Source organism: Thermoclostridium stercorarium subsp. stercorarium DSM 8532, from assembly GCF_000331995.1.
Taxonomy (GTDB): domain Bacteria; phylum Bacillota; class Clostridia; order DSM-8532; family DSM-8532; genus Thermoclostridium; species Thermoclostridium stercorarium.
In genome coordinates this window covers 2,659,886-2,677,747 of sequence record NC_020134.1, presented here as the reverse complement: position 1 = coordinate 2,677,747, position 17,862 = coordinate 2,659,886, and the positions used below count along the sequence as shown (strand labels likewise).

The 17,862-nt window shown below is 43.1% G+C and carries 15 protein-coding genes, 1 tRNA gene, 1 other RNA gene and 2 pseudogenes; 18 read left to right on the top strand and 1 reads right to left on the bottom strand.

All coding sequences use genetic code 11. The features are described from left to right. The first annotated feature begins 17 nt into the window (after window positions 1-17). From hisG to CST_RS11575, 9 genes are all read left to right on the top strand, one after another. Window positions 18-662, top strand: a complete 645-nt coding sequence (gene hisG, locus CST_RS11610) for an ATP phosphoribosyltransferase (RefSeq protein ID WP_015360117.1) — start codon at window positions 18-20, stop codon at window positions 660-662. A gap of 15 nt (window positions 663-677) precedes the next feature. Further along, window positions 678-1,973: a histidinol dehydrogenase gene (gene hisD / locus CST_RS11605; protein WP_015360116.1), complete on the top strand. Its 1,296-nt coding sequence runs from the start codon at window positions 678-680 to the stop codon at window positions 1,971-1,973. Further along, window positions 1,970-3,034: a histidinol-phosphate transaminase gene (hisC, locus tag CST_RS11600; protein ID WP_015360115.1), complete on the top strand. Its 1,065-nt coding sequence runs from the start codon at window positions 1,970-1,972 to the stop codon at window positions 3,032-3,034. The genes hisD and hisC overlap by 4 nt, the downstream gene beginning before the upstream one ends. 120 nt (window positions 3,035-3,154) lie before the next feature. Beyond that, window positions 3,155-3,742: an imidazoleglycerol-phosphate dehydratase HisB gene (hisB, locus tag CST_RS11595; protein ID WP_015360114.1), complete on the top strand. Its 588-nt coding sequence runs from the start codon at window positions 3,155-3,157 to the stop codon at window positions 3,740-3,742. A gap of 24 nt (window positions 3,743-3,766) precedes the next feature. Further along, complete coding sequence (locus CST_RS11590; RefSeq protein ID WP_015360113.1) at window positions 3,767-4,654, top strand: phosphoribosylaminoimidazolesuccinocarboxamide synthase; 888 nt, start codon at window positions 3,767-3,769, stop codon at window positions 4,652-4,654. A 101-nt stretch (window positions 4,655-4,755) separates the two neighbouring features. Then, window positions 4,756-5,475, top strand: a complete 720-nt coding sequence (hisA, locus tag CST_RS11585) for a 1-(5-phosphoribosyl)-5-[(5-phosphoribosylamino)methylideneamino]imidazole-4-carboxamide isomerase (RefSeq protein ID WP_015360112.1) — start codon at window positions 4,756-4,758, stop codon at window positions 5,473-5,475. A 136-nt stretch (window positions 5,476-5,611) separates the two neighbouring features. Next, window positions 5,612-5,822: non-coding RNA, 6S RNA (gene ssrS / locus CST_RS13280), on the top strand. Window positions 5,823-5,965: 143 nt separating this feature from the next. Beyond that, a complete protein-coding gene (locus CST_RS11580) occupies window positions 5,966-6,274 on the top strand; it encodes a hypothetical protein (protein WP_144050609.1) in 309 nt (102 codons plus the stop codon). Then, window positions 6,274-7,065, top strand: a complete 792-nt coding sequence (locus CST_RS11575; protein ID WP_015360110.1) for a site-2 protease family protein — start codon at window positions 6,274-6,276, stop codon at window positions 7,063-7,065. The genes CST_RS11580 and CST_RS11575 overlap by 1 nt, the downstream gene beginning before the upstream one ends. Here CST_RS11575 and metF read toward each other — a convergent pair. Continuing rightward, window positions 7,038-7,906 (bottom strand): annotated as a pseudogene (gene metF, locus CST_RS11570) (methylenetetrahydrofolate reductase [NAD(P)H]). The gene CST_RS11575 and the pseudogene metF sit on opposite strands and share 28 nt — an antisense overlap. Window positions 7,907-8,156: 250 nt before the next feature. On the opposite strand from metF, the gene CST_RS11565 reads away from it, so the two are divergent. The 9 genes and pseudogenes from CST_RS11565 (at window position 8,157) to ypeB (ending at window position 17,727) form a co-directional block, all read left to right on the top strand. Further along, window positions 8,157-8,657: a DUF6106 family protein gene (locus CST_RS11565; protein WP_015360109.1), complete on the top strand. Its 501-nt coding sequence runs from the start codon at window positions 8,157-8,159 to the stop codon at window positions 8,655-8,657. Window positions 8,658-8,713: 56 nt separating this feature from the next. Beyond that, complete coding sequence (locus CST_RS11560; RefSeq protein ID WP_015360108.1) at window positions 8,714-10,498, top strand: glycosyl hydrolase family 18 protein; 1,785 nt, start codon at window positions 8,714-8,716, stop codon at window positions 10,496-10,498. Between the two features lie 91 nt (window positions 10,499-10,589). Continuing rightward, a complete protein-coding gene (locus CST_RS11555; protein WP_015485147.1) occupies window positions 10,590-11,249 on the top strand; it encodes a hypothetical protein in 660 nt (219 codons plus the stop codon). A 193-nt stretch (window positions 11,250-11,442) separates the two neighbouring features. Continuing rightward, a tRNA-Arg gene (locus CST_RS11550) sits at window positions 11,443-11,517 on the top strand. Window positions 11,518-11,610: 93 nt separating this feature from the next. Next, on the top strand, window positions 11,611-11,979 hold the full coding sequence (gene acpS, locus CST_RS11545) for a holo-ACP synthase (protein WP_201763978.1): 369 nt from the start codon (window positions 11,611-11,613) through the stop codon (window positions 11,977-11,979). A gap of 3 nt (window positions 11,980-11,982) precedes the next feature. Further along, a complete protein-coding gene (locus CST_RS11540; RefSeq protein ID WP_015360106.1) occupies window positions 11,983-13,122 on the top strand; it encodes a metallophosphoesterase family protein in 1,140 nt (379 codons plus the stop codon). A gap of 16 nt (window positions 13,123-13,138) precedes the next feature. Next, a complete protein-coding gene (locus CST_RS11535; protein WP_015360105.1) occupies window positions 13,139-15,652 on the top strand; it encodes an ATP-binding protein in 2,514 nt (837 codons plus the stop codon). Window positions 15,653-15,943: 291 nt separating this feature from the next. Beyond that, window positions 15,944-16,297: pseudogene (locus CST_RS11530) on the top strand (cell wall hydrolase); the annotation flags it as partial. 35 nt (window positions 16,298-16,332) lie between these two features. Continuing rightward, window positions 16,333-17,727, top strand: a complete 1,395-nt coding sequence (gene ypeB / locus CST_RS11525) for a germination protein YpeB (protein ID WP_015360103.1) — start codon at window positions 16,333-16,335, stop codon at window positions 17,725-17,727. Window positions 17,728-17,862 lie beyond the last annotated feature (135 nt).

Here is a 17,862-nt window from a genome sequence, read left to right as displayed (position 1 = left end):
CCGAAAGAAGGGGTTTAATGAGATACCTTACAATGGCTCTTTCAAAGGGGCGTCTGACCGAACTGTCGGTGGAACTGCTGGAAAAGGCGGGCATTGACTGTTCCGAACTGAAACAGGAGAGCAGAAAATTAATATTTGCCGATGAAAAGAACAAAATACGTTTTTTTCTCGCAAAACCGGCTGATGTACCGACATATGTGGAGTACGGCGCCGCCGATATAGGCATTGTGGGAAAGGACACGCTACTTGAAGAGGGCAGAAATTTGTATGAGGTGCTTGATCTTAAGTTTGCGGCCTGCAAAATGTGTGTTGCCGGGCCGAAAGAACTGGAAGGAAAAATGGACAGCCTTACAATAACAAGGGTTGCAACGAAATATCCTGAAATTGCAATGGAATATTTTAGGCATAAGCGGAGAGAGTCGGTAGAAGTCATAAAACTCAACGGTTCTGTGGAGCTGGCTCCGCTGGTGGGACTTTCGGAGGTTATTGTGGACCTCGTTGAAACGGGCAAAACATTAAAAGAAAACGGGCTTGTGATTTTGGACACAATTGCCGATATAAGCGCCCGGCTTATAGTGAACCGTGTCAGCATGAAAATGGAAAGGGAGAGAATTAACAAACTTATAGGTAATCTCAGAAAAATAATTGAAAATAACGGGTAAAAAGGAGCAGAAAAGATGAAAGTTTATTCTTCCGCAGAATGTGATATTAATTTGTTGGTAAAAACATTAAGAACGCGGGAAGGCACCGCACGACCCGATGTGGCCGGGACGGTGGCCGACATAATAAATACGGTGAGGGAAAAGGGAGATAAAGCCCTTTTTGAGTTCACCGAAAGATTTGACGGAGTATCCGTGAAAAGCCTTGAAGTTGGAAGGGAACAAATAAAAAAAGCTTTCGAATCCCTTGAGCCGGAGCTTGCCGCCGCAATAGAAAAAGCATGTGAAAATATAACGGCATTTCATCAAAAACAAAGGGAAAATTCCTGGTTTGAAAGTTTTGACAACGGGATTTTCGTCGGGCAGAAAATAACGCCCCTTGAACGGGTCGGGGTATACGTTCCCGGAGGTACGGCTCCCCTTCCGTCATCGGTTCTTATGAACGTTATTCCGGCGAAAGTGGCAGGGGTAAGTGAGGTAATAATGTGTACTCCTCCCGGGAGGAACGGAATGCCCAGTCCCGTAATACTGGCGTGTGCGTATCTGACTGGCGTCGACAGGGTTTTCAGCGTCGGCGGCGCCCAAGCGGTGGCTGCAATGGCTTACGGGACCGAAACCATACCACGGGTGGACAAGATAACAGGGCCGGGGAACATTTACGTTGCCACTGCGAAAAAAATGGTATACGGTGTATGTGATATAGACATGATTGCAGGACCCAGTGAAATACTTGTAATAGCCGACGAATATGCGAATCCTGCGTATGTCGCGGCAGATTTACTGTCACAGGCAGAGCATGATGTACTGGCGTCGGCAATATTCATTACAAACAGCGAGAATCTAATACGAAATGTCATGACCGAAATGGACAGGCAGCTTCGGAAACTTTCCAGAAAGGAGATCATCACCAAATCCACTGAAAATTACGGTGCGGCCGTTCTTGTTGAATCAATCGAAGAAGCAGTTAAGCTTTCAAACCTTATCGCCCCCGAACACCTTGAGCTGATGGTGAAAGATCCCTTTTCGCTTTTGGGGAGTATAAAAAATGCAGGGGCGATTTTCCTTGGCGAATATGCGCCTGAACCCCTGGGCGATTATATGGCCGGGCCGAATCATATTCTGCCGACAAACGGTACGGCAAGGTTCTCGTCGCCCCTTTCGGTAAATGATTTTGTCAAAAAATCAAGTGTGATTTCGTATTCCGAAAAGGCGCTGAAAAGCATATACAAAGACATCATACGCTTTGCTGAAACCGAAGGGCTTGACGCCCATGCCAATTCGGTACGTATAAGGTTTGAGGGGGAGAATAAATGAGCATGTTCTGGAGCGATACCGCAAGGAATATATCACCCTACATACCCGGGGAACAGCCAAGGGACAGAAAATATATAAAACTTAATACAAATGAAAACCCATATCCGCCGTCTCCGAAAGTACTGGAGGCAATAACACGGGAAACCTGCGGCGATCTGAGGCTGTATCCCGATCCGGAGGCTTCTTCGGTAAAAAACGCTGTCTCGGATTATTACCGTATTCATCCCGACGAAGTTTTTGTCGGCAACGGTTCTGATGAAGTTTTAGCCTTGTGTTTTCCCGCCTTTTTTAATCGCGGGGACATGATCTCATTCCCAGAAATCACTTACAGCTTTTACCCTGTGTTTGCAAACCTGTTTGGGGTTTGTTATCAGGCGGTGCCTTTAAATGAAGATTTCACCGTTAATCTTGACGAATTTCCGGCGCACGCAAAGGGAATTCTGATTGCCAACCCAAATGCACCTACAGGGATAGCGGCCGGGCTCGATGAAATTGAGAATTTTCTTAAAAAAAACCGGGATAAGCTTATAATTATTGATGAAGCCTACGTGGATTTCGGCGCCGAATCGGCCGTGCCTCTTATAGAAGATTATGAGAATCTTCTGATAATCCAGACCTTTTCAAAATCAAGGGCGCTTGCAGGGCTTAGAATAGGGTTCGCATTGGGAAATGTCAATCTGATTGAGGCTTTGAACAGGGTTAAAAATTCCTTTAATTCATATACTGTTGACAGAATAGCGCAAGCGGCTGCGGTCGCCGCAATAAAGGACAAAGACTATTTTAATGAAATTTGCGGAAAAATAATCCGCACCAGGGAGACCACAGCGCATAAATTAGTTTCACTCGGGTTTAAGGTTCTTCCGTCCAGTGCAAATTTTTTGTTTGTATCCCATGATAAAATAAGCGGCGGTGAATTGTTTTTAAAACTTAAAGCCGACGGTATACTTGTCAGGCATTTCGATACCAAAGGCATTGAAAACTTTATCAGGATTTCAGTAGGAACAGACGAAGAAATGGATATACTGGTTGAACGGCTGGCCTGTTACATTAATGGGGGTTAGGATGCAGGCGGCGCGGGATTTTCAGTGACCGGCTATTTTTTTATCCGGAATTACTTGCGTCTGTTCGGCAGATGATTTATTGTAAAAATATAAGCTTGTTCCCTGAAAGGAGGAAACGGGGTGCAGAGAACGGCCGAAGTTTCCAGGAAAACCGCTGAGACCAAAGTGTCTGTAAAACTCAACATAGATGGTTCCGGAATATCAAAAGTTGACACGCAGATAGGATTTTTTGACCATATGCTGACTTTGTTCGCCAGGCATGCTTTAATTGACCTTGAAGTGATTTCAAGGGGCGATCTTAACGTTGATACTCACCATACTATAGAGGACACCGGAATTGTAATAGGCAGGGCAATTTCAGAAGCACTTGGCGATAAGGCATCGATATCCCGCTATGGTACGGCTTTTGTACCGATGGACGAAGCCCTTGCAATGGTATCGCTGGACCTGTCATCAAGGCCTTTTCTTCATTTTGAGGTGGAATTCTCCGGCGAAAAAGCGGGGGACATGGATACCGAAATGTTTGAGGAATTTTTCAGGGCGCTGGCGGTACATGGGGGTATTACGCTTCATATAAAGCTGATACACGGTAAAAACAATCATCATATTGCCGAAGCGATTTTCAAGGCTTTTGGACAGGCCTTCCGAAAAGCCTGTGAAAAAGATCAGAGAATAAAAGGGGTTCTTTCAACGAAAGGAATTCTGTAAAATTTTTCGGGAAAGGATGGGACTATGCTGCTGAAAAATACTGATTTCATTGATCTGCCTGTTTTTGCGAGGGGAAAGGTCAGGGATGTTTTTGAAGTTGACGATGAAACACTGCTAATGGTGGTCACCGACAGGATTTCGGCTTTTGACGTGGTTTTTAACGAACCGATACCCGACAAGGGAAAGGTACTGAACAAAATATCGGAGTTCTGGTTTGAATTTACAAAAGGCATAATAGGCAATCATGTGATTACAACCGACGTATCGAAATATCCGAAAGGCCTTGACAGGTTCAGGGATGAGCTGGAAGGCCGCTCAATGCTGGTAAGAAAGGTAAGGATGGAAAATGTGGAATGCATAGTGAGGGGGTATCTGGAAGGAAGCGGCCTGAAAGAGTACAGGGCCATAGGTTCTGTTTGCGGCATAAAGCTTCCGGAAGGACTGAAACAGGCAGACAGACTGCCTGAACCGATATTTACTCCGTCAACTAAATCAAAGGAAGGCCACGATGTAAATATAACTTTTGAAGACTTGGTGGACATGATAGGTTCGGAAAGGGCAAAAAGGCTTAAGGAGAAATCGCTGGAAATATACACGGCTGCTGCGGAATACGCTGAAAGCAGGGGAATTATTATTGCCGACACAAAATTTGAGTTCGGTTACCTTGACGGAGAACTGGTTATAGCCGATGAAATACTTACACCCGATTCTTCAAGGTTCTGGCCGCTTGACGACTACGAACCCGGCCGTCCGCAGAAGAGTTTTGACAAGCAGTTCTTAAGGGAATATCTTGAAGGCATAGGCTGGGATAAAGAACCTCCTGCTCCACCGCTTCCGGCGGAAATAATAGAAAAAACAAGGGAAAAATACATTGAGGCTTATGAACGTCTCACAGGAAACAAATTCTGCTGAAATGAGCCAAAATACACGGAAAGGTAACCGGAATCAAGCTTATATTTTAAGGAAATGACGCAATAGTTGTTACAAAATACGGTATCAGGTGGGTTAAAGGCATGATTGTTTATCCTGCAATAGACATAAAGAACGGGCGTTGCGTACGCCTGTTGCGGGGCAGGTTCGACAGTGTTACGGTATACGGCGACGATCCGGTGCAAATGGCCTCAAAGTGGGTATCTTTGGGAGCAAAATGGCTGCATGTCGTGGATCTTGACGGTGCCCGCGGCGAGGGGGAAAATAACCGGAAAATAATTCTAAAAATTGTTGAGAGAATCGGGATTCCGGTCCAGACAGGGGGCGGAATCCGGACAATGGAAGACATAGAACAGCTGATTAATGCCGGCGTCGCCCGTGTCGTACTGGGAACCGCCGCGGTTAAAAATCCCGGGCTTGTAAAGGAAGCCCTGGCAAAATATCCTAACAGGATTGCGGTGGGTATTGACGCAAAAGACGGGAATGTGGCCATAGAAGGATGGGAACGGTTAAGCGAGTATACGGCCGTGGATTTTGCAAAACAAATGGAACGCCTTGGCTGTCGTGTTATTGTGTATACCGATATTAATACCGACGGTACGCTGGCCGGACCAAACCTTAAAGCAATGAAGGAAATGATAAGCAGCGTCAGCATGGATGTAATCGCGTCGGGCGGAGTAAGTTCGTTACAGGACCTTAAAAATCTTAAAGAGATTGGTGCAGCAGGGGCGGTTGTCGGCAAAGCAATTTACACCGGCGCAATAGATCTCTCGGAAGCCTTGGAACTGCAGAAAGAAGCGTGAGAGCCGCATTTTCCGTTTTCGCCGGTTCATCGGTTAATCTTCTTCCAGGTATTACATGTTTAAAACACCGTTTTTTTGCATAAAATCAGTTGTGAAACGGCCAAACAAATGTTATAATAACTATCAGAAACGGTTCATGTTCCTGAAATGTCCGACCGACCTCTAATTTTGAACCGGCAAATATGAAAAGGGAGCCCGGAGTCTTTATTAGGAGCACAGGCCCCAATTAATTTGGGCAACGGTGAATAACCGCTGTCCGGCAGGGGAAGTGTGAATAATAAAGCAGGGCACCCACCTGGCGGAATGCTGGGTGTCAAAATATAGAGGAACGGCATTTTGGGGCATGGATGCGGTTACTACCCTTTACAGGGTAGTACCTCATGTCAGATATGCTGACCCCGGATTTGAAATCCGGGGTTTTTCTTTTTTTATCATATTGTCCGGTAAAGGCCATATAATTATTTTAGAACATGCCGTCGGGATGATTAAATTGGCTGATGTACTGAGAACAGGAAGATATGGCAGGAGTATTCCGTATTATTATTCATATACAAGGGTTAAGAGGAATAATAACGGAAGTTCGGTGCTCGCGAGAAAAATAATTATTCAGTCCTTAATATGCATACTCATTGTTTTTTCTTTGGCCTACCTTCAAAACAGCACTGAAAAACTGCCAAGGGACATAGTCTCCGCCGTACGGACTCTGCTGATAGAAAAACATGTGTCCACAGAAGATTTATATCAGACTTTGGCTGACGCATACAGGGAATGTGTTGACTACATAAAAGGATATAATTAATGAGACATTTGCTGATTTACCTTTCGGCAATTATAATTCATGAACTGTTTCACGTTTTTGCGGCAGGAGTTTTGTTCAGGGAAAAACTCAGCGTTACTTTTCTGCCTTCGGGGTTTTCTGCAGAATGGAGGAGTTTTCAGCCTGAACGCCGTGTTCAGTGCATTGTTTACGCTTTCGGACCGTTGGGAAACATTTTTGCTGCCGTTGTATCAAAAGCCCTTTTCAAATCGTCGGATGCCGATTTTGTTACTGCGAATTTACTGATAGGAGTTTTCAATTTAATACCCCTGTATCCTCTGGACGGGGGAAATATATTGTTGGTTCTCCTATACGGCAGGGTAGGTACCGACAGGACTTATGAGATTATGAAAATGGTCGGGCGAGGAATCAGGGGTTTGCTTCTGGCTGCGGGGATTTACATACTGATTTCAGGTAAAAATCCCAGCATGCTTTTAACAATCATATTTTTGCCGGGACTTGGAACGGTAAAAAGGTCGGTGAAGCGTTTGAATTTAAGTTCACTTATACGCAGGAAAGAGAGAATTCTCAAAAAAAGAGCCTATCAGATGCGGGATATTCTTGTGCTCAAAAATGTAAGCCTTGGAGAGGCGCTGCTGCTCCTGGATTATGATAAATACCATGTTATACATATAGCGGATGAAAACCTGAAAATCCTGTGCGAGGTTACCGAGCAGCAGCTCATGGACGCAATCCTGGCGCATAATGCGGGCAAGACTCTTGAAGAAGTTTTTATAGCGGGAAATCAGCCGGGAAACAGCCCCAGGTTCTGAAGTATTGTGCGTGTTGCTTCCACATTATTCATTGTATTTATATGTATTCCGTGCACACCGTTGTCAAGAAGATCCTTAAGCTGGTTTGTCGCATATTCTATACCCGCCTTCTGCATATCGGGAGTATTACCGTATTTGTCAAGCAGCAGCACAAGTTTTGCAGGCATTGACGCCCCGCACATGGATGCTATTCTTTTTATCTGGTCGGCCCGAAATATCGGCATGATACCCGGCAATACGGGACATGTTATGCCGGCTGCAAGCAATTTATCCATAAAATCGTAAAAAATTCTGTTATCAAAGAAAAGCTGGGTTATTAGAAAGTCAACGCCTTCATTCACCTTCTGTTTAAGATAATATATATCCTGCCTGATTCTTGGTGAATCCACATGCCCTTCGGGATAACAGGCGGCGCCTATGCAGAAATTTGCCCGTTTTCTTATATGTCTTATCAGCTCAGATGCATATGAAAAGACATTTTTCGAAAAATCAAAATCGGGCATGTCTTTTGGAGGATCGCCGCGTAATGCCAGAATGTTATCTATTTTTTCATTTTTCAGTTTATTAATCATGTCGTCTATTTCTTCAATGGAATGACCGACGCATGTAAAATGGGCAAGGCTTTCTATACCGTATTCGTTTTTTATTTTTGATGCTATTTCAACGGTACGGCTTTTTTAGAACCTCCCGCTCCATAGGTTACACTGATAAAATCAGGCTTAAGCTGTGCAAAATCGCCAAGTTTGTTCAGAATGGTTTCAATCGGCGTATCAAGTTTCGGGGGAAAGATTTCAAATGAAACGGTCTGCTTCTTTCTTTCAAAAAATTCTGTAATCTTCATTGTAACGGCCCCTTTGAATTGTTTTTCAAACAAGCTTCTGGCTTATACCTTTTTTATTTTTATACGGATATTTTATCTGATATAATACAATATGAATTAAATTCAGTCAAGTTCAGTTATTTTGAATTTAAATTCTTTTAAATTACATATTGGTAATTATACAGTTGCATAAATTTGTAAAAGGTGTATTTATTGCAAAAGGCCTAATAATTATGATAGAATTCATTTAAGACGGACAGGAGGTTAAAAGATGGATGTTTTTATAGAAAAAATAGTGCAAAAGCGTAAGGGTGCAAAGGATTATCTGATTATCATAGGGGTAATCATTGCGACGATTATACTTATGCTGCTGGTAATGGCCTTTATACCCGGAATGAGCCTGTTTTTTCTGGCAGCTCTCGGTTATATCGCATACCTTATTATTACGACAAGGAATATTGAATACGAATATGCGGTTACAAACGGTGATCTGGATATTGACAAAATAATCGCCCAAAGAAAGAGAAAAAGGATATTCAGTGCCAACTGCAAGGATTTTGAGATAGTTGCAAAGGTAAAAAGCCCTCACTTCTCCAATCATTATAAAAATTACAAAAATCAGCTGGATTGTACCAGTTCAATCGATAACGAGAATGTATATTTCATAGCGCTGAATTACAATAACGAACAGACCGTTGTGTATTTTGAACCAAATGAAAAAATGCTGAACAATTTTAAAACATATATACCTCGAAAAGTTTTCATTGACTGAATCTGCCCTTTGGCGGCGGCATGTCTCTTTTTGGGGCTTATATCCGGGGGGTCGTAATGAAGAAGGATATTTTCATATTTATAGTGATACTTATTGTCGTAACTGGTTTAGCAGCCGGCGCGGCGACGTTTTATAACAAATATTTCAAACCTAACGAAGTTTTTGTAAGTTGTTATGACACTGCTGATACCGTACTTGTGATTGAAGGGGATGTAATTTCCGAGAATAACCCTCCTGTGGTAAGGGACGGGCAGATACTTCTTCCTTTTGACACAATAAAAAAATATATAGATCCATATATCTGGTGGGATGAGGCGCTTCAGAAAGTTACCGTAACCACCAGTGACAAAGTTATAAAAATGGAGACCGATAAACTTGACGCTTATATCAACAATGAACCTATAGAACTGAAATTTCCCGCAACGCAGATTGACGGCGTCGTGTATCTCCCCATTGAGTTTTTAGCATCCTTTTACAAAATAAATGTAAGGTATAGCAGCAGTTCAAACGTGGTAATAATCGATCGGCAGGACGTTATACACAGGATAGGTTATCCCGTAAGTACCGGCGCCGTTGTTAGAAAGGGGAGAAATGTAAGGTATCCCATTATAAAGAAATTTGAAGGCATGAATTTGAATTCGGAAGATTCAAAAATATATATTTTCGAGGAATATGACAAGTGGTATAAGGTCAGGACTGCGGAAGGGTATATAGGTTATATCAGAAAAGAGGATATTGTTATAAAGTCTTATGAAATAGGCATAATGCCGGAGAAGATCCGAGAAAGGCCGAAACTTCCGGAAGGTAAGATAAGTCTTGTATGGGATCAGATGTACAGCCCCACTAAGGCATATCTTGAAAGGAAAAGGGAAGAAGGAATAGATGTCATGTCTCCAACCTGGTTCCAGGTTGCAAACAGGGACGGGGAACTTATTAACAGGGCCGATCCCCAGTACGTGGAATGGGCACACCGTAACGGATACCAGGTCTGGGCGCTGGTGGCCAACGACTTTTCCAATATTGATGATACCAGTGAAATACTGAACAACGGATTAAAAAGGGAATATGTCATAAAACAAATCCTTGCGTTTGCGGCTTTATATGAATTGGACGGAATAAATATCGATTTTGAGAATATCTATAAAAGTGACAAAGACGCCTTTACGCAGTTTGTCCGTGAGCTTACCCCCCTTTTGAGGGAACAGGGGCTGGTTGTGTCTGTTGACGTTACAGTTCCCGGAGGAAGCGATACATGGTCACTGTGTTACGACAGAAAAGCGCTGGCCGAAACGGTGGATTATGTGTGCCTTATGACCTATGATCAGACATGGGCCGGAAGCAGGGTTGCGGGGTCTACGGCCCAGATAGGCTGGGTTGAGGAAAATGTGAAAAAAACATTGAAAGAGGTCCCGGCTGAAAAGCTATTGCTTGGTATTCCGCTGTATACGCGGCTGTGGGAGGAAACCGCCGATGAGAACGGCAAGATTACCGCGAAAACGGGAAAGGCTTTGTCAATAAACGCCGCAGAACTGTTAATCCGGGAAAACAATGCGGTGCCGGTGTGGGATTCGGAAAGTGGCCAGTATGTCGTTACATTTGAAAAGGACAACAAGACATATAAAATGTGGCTGGAAAATGAATATTCGGTGAACCTGAAATCTTCACTGGTCCATAAATACAATCTCGCAGGAACCGCCACATGGAGCCATAATTTTGCAAATGACAGCGTATGGGCAGTATATGACCGGAATTTGAAAAAAACCAGCCATTATGAAGAATGGAAAAGTAATTTTGCTTCTCTCGCTGAGACGGGAAAAGTTGAATTATCAGCGGCTCAGTAAAAGTTTTGTTTGTTGCGGGGAAACGACTTAATGTGCTATAATAGGAGTCAATCCTGTTAAGTTTAACTTAAGTATTAAGCCGGAGAATAAAATGGAACAGTTAAAAAGCGGATGGGATTTGTTTCTTTTGCCAAGAACATGGCATAAGCGGCTGAATGATTCGCTGGTGTCTCTTTTGCCCGGGATTTTGTTGGTGGGTTTTTTTGATGTATTGGTATACCGCACAAGATCCATATTTTTGGATTTCATAATAGGCAGCCCTGCGGCTAAAGCGGGAAAGGCGCTGTTATTTATACTTACGGTGGCAGCGGTGGGGTTCCTTGACGTTTTATGCGCAGCATGGCCGATTGCGGACTTATGCAGATTTATTGCCAGAAAAAACAATAAATTTATAATACCGGGCTTCAACATTATTTTGATGAAGTCCTATGCCTATTCACATTTATTGTTTTATCCCGTTCTGCTTATATACAATCCCACCGGGCTTCAGATGGAAAAATTATTGGATCGGAATATAAATCCGGCAACCCGGATTATTATAATTGTACTGTATGTATGGTCTTTACTGCAGATTGCGGTACAGCCGGCTATTCTGCTCCGGACCGTCGGCATAAAAAGCAAACTGGATTTTTCAGAAAAACTTCTTGTTGCCGTTGTAATGTTTATCTGGTTAAACCTTGAAGGACAGGCAATTATGTTTATAATTGAGCTGGCATATAAATTGTTTGCTTCACTGTATGGAATGCCTTAAAAGACTGAAAATGTTACTTCGAATTCTTTGATTCCATTAAGTTCATAAAGCGGATAAGGGAATTTTGCGGTAAACAGTGGATTACCAGATTTCGCACGGCATTTAATATTGCAATTTATAAAACACATGATGTTTTAAAAAAGGTTTGAAAAAACTTTTGATTCGGGGTATAATATTAAGCGAAGACCGATGTGTCCCGATGGTCCAATGGATAGGATAGTAGATTCCGGTTCTACTGGTGTGGGTTCGATTCCTACTCGGGACACCATGTTGAGACACAGGCTGGGTTATCCCGCCTGTGTTTTAATTTATCCAGTTTATTCCGGAGCTGATTTCAGTGCAAATTTTTTGCGGTGTGGATATGATAGAAATAAAACGCATTAGGAATGCCATAGAAAGGCATGGAATGTCTTTTGTTGAGAAGGTATTTACCCCTGAGGAGATAAGCTACTGTGAAAAAAGGCAAAGTCAGAAATTTCAGAGCTACGCCGTAAGATTTTCTGCCAAAGAGGCGGTTTCGAAAGCATTAGGGACGGGCTTTTCAAAAGGAGTTTCGCTGAAGGATATTGAAGTAAGGATTGCCGAAACGGGTAACCCGAAATTGGTGCTATACGGCAAAGCAAAAGAACTGTTTGAAGAAATGGGAGGAATTTCGGCGGATATCAGCCTTACTCATACAAAGGAATACGCAACGGCTTTTGCGGTGCTGCTGTGCAGGGAAGGGGCATAAGTTATGGAAAAACGTGTCTCCTTTATACATTGTGCGGATATTCATCTTGACGCTCCGTTTTCGGTTCTTGGAAAGGAAAATTTGTCAGCCGAACGCCGGAAGGATTTGAAAAGGACATTTGAAAAAATCATTGAACTGGTGCTTGAAAAAAATGCCGATTTCCTTCTTGTAGCCGGCGATCTGTACGAACACAGGTACGTTACAAGAAGCACAATAACATGGGTTAACGAACAGTTTAAAAAACTGGGGCGGAAGCCTGTGATAATAATTCCGGGGAACCATGATCCGTATGTAAGGAATTCATGGTACAGAAGCTACCGGTGGAATGACAATGTACATATACTTACAAGTGAAAACCCGGACTATTTTGACGAAAATTTGAATGTATATTTTTACGGAATCGGCTTTGATGCATTTCACCAGGAAACACTGCCTGTGCAAAAACCGCCGGAGGTATTGCCGGAAAGAATAAACATATGCCTCTTCCACGGGACTTTGAAAATGCAGTTTACAGAAGATCCCTATAATCCGGCAGAGCTGGATTATCTTACAGGTCTGGGGTTTGACTACTATGCCGTCGGGCATTTCCACACAAAAGACGAAGGGCTTTTCGGAAAAGGCATAATAAATCCCGGAAGTCCTGAGCCATTGGGATTTGACGAAAAAGGAGAGCATGGAGTGTATCTGGTGGAACTTACAAAGGGTGACACCTTAAAACGCCAATGCACGTTTATCAGGACGCAGCAAAGGGCCTATTACGAACTTGACATTGATATTGGCGATGTTGAAAGCACGGACATGCTCACCGAGAAAATCAGTAACACATTGTGCCGGTATGACAGCCGGAAAAATATTCTCAGAATTAACCTTACGGGAAGACTTAACCAGGATTTCCACGTTGATGTCGGATTTTTGGAACGCAGGTTTGAAACCGACTGTTTTTCAGTATGGTTTACAGACAATACAAAGCCGGGATATGATCTTGAGGCACTGAGCAAAGAAAAAACCCTTGCCGGTGTTTTTGTAAAAAAAATGAAAGAACGCATAGACAATGCCGATGAGAAGGAAAAACCGGTACTTGAAAAGGCGCTTTATTTTGGACTTGAGGCACTGTTTGAGGGAAGTCTGAACATCTCTGAATAAAAGGCGGTACGGGTTTATGAAAATAAGAAAAATTAATATCAGTGGATTTGGCAAGTTTGAAAACAGGATATTTACGTTAAACCCGGGCATGAACATATTTTACGGCTGTAACGAATCGGGCAAGTCCACGCTTCAGTCTTTTATCAAAGGAATGTTTTACGGGCTTAAGGGAGGCAAGAGAACGAAAGATGGAATCCTTCCCCCGGTAAAGCAGTACAAGCCATGGACTGCAAAAGCTTACGGAGGAAGTCTTGAGTATGAACTGGATGACGGAAGCAGCTATACAATAGTCAGGAATTTCGATAAAAATACGGTTACTGTTTATGATAAATACTCAAACAATATAACCGGCAATTTCCCCGCGGGCAGGGAGGAAGGTGTGAAATTTGCCGAACAGCACATGGGATTGTCTGAAAGCTGTTTTGAGCGTACAGTGTTTATCGGGCAAATGCAAAGCACAATAAACAGTGAAGGCAAAAAGATTATCGCGGAAAGGCTTACAAATATAAAGCATACAGGTGATGAAGAAGTATCGTTCAGAAAGGCGATTGAGACGCTGAAAGAGGCACAGATGACGTACGTGGGAAGCGAAAGGACAACTACCAGACCTCTTAATATTATCAATTCACGTCTGCAGGAAGCCATTGAAGAAGAGCAGGAATATATAAGGCTTCATGAAAGCTGTATGGATATGTTTCTTGAACTGGAGCGTCTGCGTAAAAGGGAAGCCGAACTGAGAAACAGATTGGATGAACTGAGCCTGCTGAGGAAGAAACTGGACAAAAAGATTGAAACCGAAAAACTTGAAAATATATATGGAACTCTTGGAAAATGCCTGGAACGGATTAACGTTATTGAAAATGAAATTGCGGGAAAAAAACAGGAATTGGATGAAACACTTGTCAGGCTGAAAGAATTCGAGGTGTTTAAAGACTATTCACGGAAAGATTACGAAGAGATGGTTTCTGATTATACCAATTACGTGCTTCTGCGGAGGGATTTGGAAAATTGTGAAGCGGAGTGGAGGGAAAACGAGGATAGAATAAAAGAAATAAGGAATGAAATTGAAAGGTACGGTATTTTTTCAGAAGACGCGCTGCCAAAAATGGATGAGGCGATTCAGAATGTGTTGCTGTTCGAACGCGAATCCGTGAATCCGGAAAAAGATGAAATGCATCCCTCTGCTTTGAAAAAATATGTTTCGTTTGCAGCCCTTACGGCAGGAATCATTATTCTGCTGTTGTCATTTTTAATTAAGCCTTACAGCCCGATCGCCACCGCTGCAGGTTTATTAATTTCGGCGGCTGCCGGCGCACTGATGATTATTGCCGCTAAGCAGGTAAATGTTAGCAACGGGGAATATTCACCCGAAAGCATCGGTAAGAAAAAATACATGGAAAATTCAAAACTGTTAAATTCATGGATGGAACAGGTGAATGTAAAAAACATACACGATTTTATCAGGCTTAAAAACATGATTGAGGCGAAAATCGCAAAACTTCACGAATTATCTGAAAAAAGGCAGAAAATAACTGAAAGAAAAAACGACATTTTAAGCAGGATCGAAGAATTTGAAACAAGGATACAGACAAGGCTTTCCCAAACGGGACTGGTGAAAGATGAAAATTTTACCGAGGAAGACATACGGAAATGGCGGGAAGGTTTTGAAATATGCGGTACTCTGACACAAACCGTTAAAGATTTGGAAACGGTGCTCAATTCGCTGAATCAGGAAAGAGAAAGCATCTGCAGGGAGGTTCAGGTTATATCGGGCACGAGGATTGGTGTAATTGCCGATCTGGAAGAGGAAATTAAAAACATATCCGCAAGGCTTGAAAATGCAAAAGCCGAATTGGGCGATTGGGTTCCGCTGCCGGATAACTTAACCCGGGACGACCTGGAGTTGAAAATAAAGCTGCTGGGCGATGAGTTAGCACAGGTTTCGCTGCAGATAAACACGCTTTCAACGCGCCTTGAAAACATACCTGACGGGGAAATGATACAGATGGCCCATGAGAAAGTACGGCTACTGACCTGGGAAAGAGACAGGAAACTGTTTCTCGGAAAAGCGCTGGAAATTGCAATGGAAGTGCTTACCGAAGCCAGTGTGGATATACAGAGAAACTATTCCCCTTATCTGAATGAGTCCATGGGCGAGATATTGGATAAGATCACCGGCGGAAGGTACAAGGAGGTTATGGCGGACGACAGCCTGAAATTAAATATACAGCCGCCCGGCGTTGCCGAGAAAGTGGTTCCGGAGCAGTTGTCTTCGGGTACTGCCGATCAGGTGTATTTTGCCCTTCGTCTTGCCACCGTGAGACTTATGGAAAAAGACGGCGAAACTTTGCCGCTGTTTTTGGACGATCCCTTTGTTCAGTACGATGAGGAGAGGACAAAAAACGCTTTTAAGCTTTTGTGTGAAGAAAGCGGCAGAAGGCAGATAATTCTTTTCACGTGCAGGAAACGGGAACTGGAGCTTGCCAGGGAAGTTTTCGGCGATAAAGGCATTAACATTGTAAACCTTTAATGTTTCCCAAATTCCTTTCTTTAAAATGGATTCAATTTAATTTTATCAGTCCGGATTATATTCCGGATTTTTTTATTTCAGTCTGAATATTATAACGAAAACGAAATTTGTATAAATATGTTGCCTGCTTGAAAAAATAAGACCGATGGACAGTTATCAACAAAGGAGGATAATACGGGAAAAATGAAAAAAAAGAGAATTGTGCTGTTCCTGTCGGTTTTGTCGGTGTTAATGTGCATGTTGGTACCCGAACTTTATTACACGATATCCTACGCCCAGGCTTCAAGGATATCTGATGAACAGCTTATTGCAAGGGCAATAAACGGCGAAGCGCGGGGTGAACCCTACGAGGGTCAGGTGGCTGTCGGCGCGGTAATATTAAACAGAGTTGCTTCCCCTAATTTTCCTAATACCGTTGCGGGCGTTATTTATCAGCCGGGGGCGTTTACCGCCGTAAGCGACGGGCAAATCAATGTGCCGATTGATCCCAATTCCACTGTTGTAAAAGCCGCGCGGGACGCGTTAAACGGCTGGGATCCCACCGGTGGCTCATTGTATTACTGGAATCCTCAGACGGCAACGAGCAAATGGATATGGAGCAGAAAAGTAATAAAAGTAATCGGCAAGCATTATTTCGGAAAATGAACGTAACCCAAATGTCTTAAAGGAGGTTGTTTCTGGTGGCGAAGGTTCGAGAAAAACTGCTGGACTGGAAAAGAAGACTCTCAGACAGGCACATGTATAGTATCTTCGTTGTAGTGGTTGCAGTTGTCGCCTTATGGGGAATATACCAGTATAAAAGAGCGGCCGATTTAAGGCAGGAGCTGGATAATCAGTATAACAGGGCATTTTATGAAATGGTCGGATATGTCCAAAATATTGAAGTGCTGCTTATGAAAAGCATGATATCCGCGACACCGCAAATGGTGTCTGAAACGCTGAAGGAAGCATGGCATCAGGCCAACCTTGCCCAGACCAATCTGGGCCAGCTTCCTGTAACACAGGAAGTACTTGCCAATACATCTAAATTTTTATCGCAGGTGGGGGATTTTGCGTACGCCCTTGACAGGCAGAATCTGAGCGGTAAGGGAATAACTGAGGAACAGTATAAACAGCTGGAACAGCTTTACCAGTATTCGGTATCACTGAATGAGGCGCTGAATAACCTTCAGGCTTCCATTTCAGGAGGAAGAATACAATGGAATGAGCTGGCCAACAAAGGAACCGAGTTGTTTAAAAAACAGTCGCAGAGCATGACCGCTCAGTTATTTTCCGACGTGGACAAAACCTTTCAGGAATTTCCCACCTTGATTTATGACGGCCCTTTTTCTGATCATATGACAAGCCTGAAACCGAAAGGTGTGACGGGTAACGAAGTCAGTGTTGAGGAAGCGAAGGAAAAACTGAAAAAATTTTTCGGGGAGGATAAGGTTGCGTCAATTGAACACGTAGGGGACATCAATGCAGATACGCTGCCTGCGTATAATTTCAAAATAACCTTTAAAGACAGGCCTGAAGATGAGTTTGCGACAGCCGACGTGACAAAAACCGGCGGGCATGTAATCTGGATGCTGTACAGCAGGAACGTGGGGCAGGAAACCCTTGACGTGGATAAAGTAAAGCAGATCGGGAAAGAGTTTCTTGAAAGCCGTGGCTATAAGAACATGAAGGACACATATTATATCAAGGAGGACGGTACCGCAACGGTAAACTATGCTTACGAGCAGAACGGCGTGGTGGTATACCCCGATCTTATAAAAGTGAAAATAGCTCTGGATAACGGGGAAATAGTGGGATTTGAGGCCAAGGGATATTTAATGAACCATACCGAAAGGGATATCCCTGAACCTAAAGTCAGCGAGGCAGAAATAAGGGCGAATTTCATGGCTAAAAAAGAGCTGAAATCTGTAGGTCTTGCAATAATCCCGACCAATTTCGGCACCGAGATATTCTGTTATGAGCTGAAAGGAAGGATGAACGACCGGGATTTTCTCGTCTACATCAATGCCGAAACGGGAAGGGAGGAAAAAGTGCTGATAATAATTGACACACCTGAGGGTATACTTACATTGTAAAAGTTATATATTTCTGGAGACTAAAAAACTCCTTCTATGTCAGAATCCAAGCATAGAAGGAGTTTTTTATAGCCCTTTAGTCCTTCCCGTTGATAGTGTCTTGTCAAGTGGTGTAAAATGATTTCTACTTTATCA

Bases quoted from the DNA above. Each gene is read 5' to 3' on its own strand.
- hisG (WP_015360117.1), top strand. From the start codon at position 18: ATGAGATACCTTACAATGGCTCTTTCAAAGGGGCGTCTGACCGAACTG.
- hisD (WP_015360116.1), top strand. From the start codon at position 678: ATGAAAGTTTATTCTTCCGCAGAATGTGATATTAATTTGTTGGTAAAA.
- hisC (WP_015360115.1), top strand. From the start codon at position 1,970: ATGAGCATGTTCTGGAGCGATACCGCAAGGAATATATCACCCTACATA.
- CST_RS11590 (WP_015360113.1), top strand. From the start codon at position 3,767: ATGCTGCTGAAAAATACTGATTTCATTGATCTGCCTGTTTTTGCGAGG.
- hisA (WP_015360112.1), top strand. From the start codon at position 4,756: ATGATTGTTTATCCTGCAATAGACATAAAGAACGGGCGTTGCGTACGC.
- CST_RS11575 (WP_015360110.1), top strand. From the start codon at position 6,274: ATGAGACATTTGCTGATTTACCTTTCGGCAATTATAATTCATGAACTG.
- CST_RS11565 (WP_015360109.1), top strand. From the start codon at position 8,157: ATGGATGTTTTTATAGAAAAAATAGTGCAAAAGCGTAAGGGTGCAAAG.
- CST_RS11560 (WP_015360108.1), top strand. From the start codon at position 8,714: ATGAAGAAGGATATTTTCATATTTATAGTGATACTTATTGTCGTAACT.
- CST_RS11555 (WP_015485147.1), top strand. From the start codon at position 10,590: ATGGAACAGTTAAAAAGCGGATGGGATTTGTTTCTTTTGCCAAGAACA.
- acpS (WP_201763978.1), top strand. From the start codon at position 11,611: ATGATAGAAATAAAACGCATTAGGAATGCCATAGAAAGGCATGGAATG.
- CST_RS11540 (WP_015360106.1), top strand. From the start codon at position 11,983: ATGGAAAAACGTGTCTCCTTTATACATTGTGCGGATATTCATCTTGAC.
- CST_RS11535 (WP_015360105.1), top strand. From the start codon at position 13,139: ATGAAAATAAGAAAAATTAATATCAGTGGATTTGGCAAGTTTGAAAAC.